Source organism: Streptomyces sp., assembly GCF_035563135.1.
GTDB lineage: Bacteria > Actinomycetota > Actinomycetes > Streptomycetales > Streptomycetaceae > Streptomyces.
Genome location: NZ_DATMVN010000774.1, coordinates 1 through 2707, shown reverse-complemented (window position 1 = coordinate 2707; position 2707 = coordinate 1). Strand labels below are relative to the sequence as shown.

Annotated in this window: 4 protein-coding genes; all 4 read left to right on the top strand. The window is 73.9% G+C overall.

Annotated features, from left to right (window positions below):
* Window positions 1-447 (top strand): PDGLE domain-containing protein (locus VN520_RS34365; protein WP_325750866.1); only part of this gene is annotated, 447 nt, incomplete at its 5' end.
* Entirely contained in the window at window positions 447-1208 is a 762-nt protein-coding gene (gene cbiQ / locus VN520_RS34360; protein ID WP_325750865.1) for a cobalt ECF transporter T component CbiQ, read from the top strand. The genes VN520_RS34365 and cbiQ, both read left to right, overlap by 1 nt.
* Window positions 1196-1975 carry an ABC transporter ATP-binding protein gene (locus VN520_RS34355; protein WP_325750864.1) on the top strand — a complete coding sequence of 260 codons (780 nt, stop codon included), beginning with the start codon at window positions 1196-1198 and terminating at the stop codon, window positions 1973-1975. The genes cbiQ and VN520_RS34355 overlap by 13 nt, the downstream gene beginning before the upstream one ends.
* Window positions 1976-2052: 77 nt before the next feature.
* Window positions 2053-2707: serine hydrolase domain-containing protein (locus tag VN520_RS34350; RefSeq protein ID WP_325750867.1), on the top strand; the 655-nt coding region annotated here is incomplete at its 3' end.

Genomic DNA, 2707 nt, shown 5'->3' with positions numbered 1-2707 from the left:
CGCCCCGACCTGGTGTACGGCGCCCGTGGATCCGCCACCCCGCTCAAGCTCCGCGTCGACGGTGAACTGGTCGACGCCCCGGCCTCCCCGGCCCCCTCGCCCGCCCCCGCGGCCACCCGCTCGGCCCGCACGGTCTGGGCCACCGGACTGGCCGCCGCGCTCGTCCTCGCGGGTGTCGTCTCCTTCTACGCCTCCGCGAACCCCGACGGCCTGGAGAAGGTCGCCGCGGACAAGGGCATCGACGAGAAGGTCCAGGAACACGACGCGGCCGGATCCCCGCTCGCCGACTACGGCGTCAAGGACATCAGCGACGCCCGCCTCTCCGGAGGCCTCGCCGGGGTGATCGGCGTCGGTGCCACCGTCGTCGTCGGCAGCGGTGTGTTCTGGGCCGTGCGCCGGCGCCGTACGCCGCAGGAACCCGCCTCCCGCACCACCGGGTCCGTCTGATGGGTTCCGGGCACGCCCACAGGCTCTACCGGCACGGGCACTCGCCCGTCCACGCCCTGCCCCCGCACTGCAAGCTCGCCGCCGTCCTCTGCTTCGTCGTGGTCGTCGTCTCGACCCCCCGTGAGGCCGTCTGGGCCTTCGCGCTGTACGCGCTGCTGATCGCCGCCGTCGCCGCGGTGGCCCGCATCCCGCCCGGGTTCCTGCTGAAGCGGCTGGCCATCGAGGTGCCGTTCGTCGCGTTCGCGGTGCTCATGCCGTTCGTGGTGCCCGGCGAGCAGGCCGAACTGCTCGGTGTCCCCGTCAGCGTCCCCGGCCTCTGGGGCGCCTGGAACGTCCTCGCGAAGGGCACCCTCGGCGTGGCCGCCTCGGTGATCCTCGCCTCGACCACCGAGCTGCGCGCGCTGCTGCTCGGCCTCCAGCGGCTCAAGCTGCCGCCCCTGCTCGTCCAGATCGCGGCCTTCATGATCCGCTACGGCGACGTCGTCACCGACGAGCTGCGCCGGATGTCCGTCGCCCGCCGCTCGCGCGGCTTCGAAGCACGGGGCGTGCGGCACTGGGGCGTCCTCGCCAGGACGGCGGGCGCCCTCTTCATCCGGTCCTACGAACGCGGCGAACGCGTCCACCTCGCGATGGTCAGCCGCGGCTACACCGGAACCATGCCGGTGACCGACGAGGTGACCGCCTCCCGCGCCCAGTGGGCGCACGCCGCGGCGCTCCCCGCCCTCGCTCTCGTCGTATGCCTGCTGGGATGGACCCTGTGAACCTGCACCCCGCCCCCGTGCCGTCCCTGGAGGTCAGCGGCCTCGCCTACGCCTACCCCGACGGCCACCAGGCGCTCTTCGGCGTCGACCTGACCGTCGCGCGCGGCGAACGCGTGGCGCTTCTCGGCCCCAACGGCGCGGGCAAGACCACCCTCGTCCTCCACCTCAACGGCATCCTCGACGCGGGCGCCGGCACCGTCCGGGTCGCCGGGCTGCCCGTGGAGAAGCGGCACCTCGCCGAGATCCGCCGCCGCGTCGGCATCGTCTTCCAGGACCCCGACGACCAGCTCTTCATGCCGACCGTCCGCGAGGACGTCGCCTTCGGGCCCGCCACGGCGGGCCTGCGCGGCCCCGAACTGGAGGAGCGGGTCATGACCGCGCTCCGGCGGGTCGGCATGGAGGAGTACGCGGCACGGCCCCCGCACCACCTCTCCTTCGGCCAGCGCCGCCGGGTCGCCGTCGCCACCGTCCTCGCCATGGAGCCGGAGATCCTCGTCCTGGACGAGCCCTCCTCCAACCTGGACCCGGCCTCCCGCCGCGAACTCGCCGACATCCTGCGCTCCCTGGACGTCACCGTGCTGATGGTCACCCACGACCTGCCGTACGCCCTCGAACTCTGCCCGCGCGCCGTCATCCTCAGCGAGGGGGTGATCGCCGCCGACGACCGCACGCAGGACCTGCTCTGCGACGACGCACTCATGCGCGGGCACCGGCTGGAGCTGCCCTTCGGCTTCGATCCGCGTTCCGTGTCCGTCCCGCGTCCGTGAACGGACGGTGCCCCGCCAGCCGTTCCGCCCGCGGCGCGATGCACCATGGGGGGATGAGCGGGAACGCGGGAGCAGGCGTGGACGTACGGGGCACGGTGACACCGGGATTCGAGGCGGTGCGGGACGCCTTCGTCCGTAACTTCGAACAGCGCGGGGAACGGGGAGCGGCCGTGGCCCTCTACCACCACGGCCGCAAGGTCGTGGACCTGTGGGCCGGCACGAGAGACGTCGACGGCACCGAACCCTGGGCCGTGGACACCGTGCAGATCGTCCGCTCGGCCGGAAAGGGCGTCGCCGCCGCCGTACCGCTGCTGCTGCACCAGCGCGGGCAGGTGGACCTCGACGCCCCCGTCGGCACGTACTGGCCGGAGTTCAAGGCGAACGGCAAGGAGCGCGTCCTCGTACGCCATCTCCTCGCCCACCGCGCCGGGCTGGCCGCCCTCGACACGGCACTGACGCCCGAGGAGGCCGCCGACGGGGTGTCGGGGCCGGGGGCCGTCGCCGCCCAGCGGCCCCAGTGGGAGCCCGGCACCGACCACGGGTACCACGCCCAGACCTACAGCTGGCTCATCGGCGAGCTGGTGCGCAGGGTCACCGGACGGACCATCGGCCGCTGGGTCGCCGAGGAGATCGCCCGCCCGCTCGGCCTGGACTTCTGGTTCGGGCTCCCGGCCGACGAGGCGCACCGGACCGGGCGGATCGGTCCCGTCGAACCCCCGCCGGCCGAAGGCG

What these genes read in the sequence shown, in the direction of transcription:
- VN520_RS34355 (WP_325750864.1), top strand. Translation starts at nt 1,196, where the DNA reads ATGGACCCTGTGAACCTGCACCCCGCCCCCGTGCCGTCCCTGGAGGTC.
- cbiQ (WP_325750865.1), top strand. Translation starts at nt 447, where the DNA reads ATGGGTTCCGGGCACGCCCACAGGCTCTACCGGCACGGGCACTCGCCC.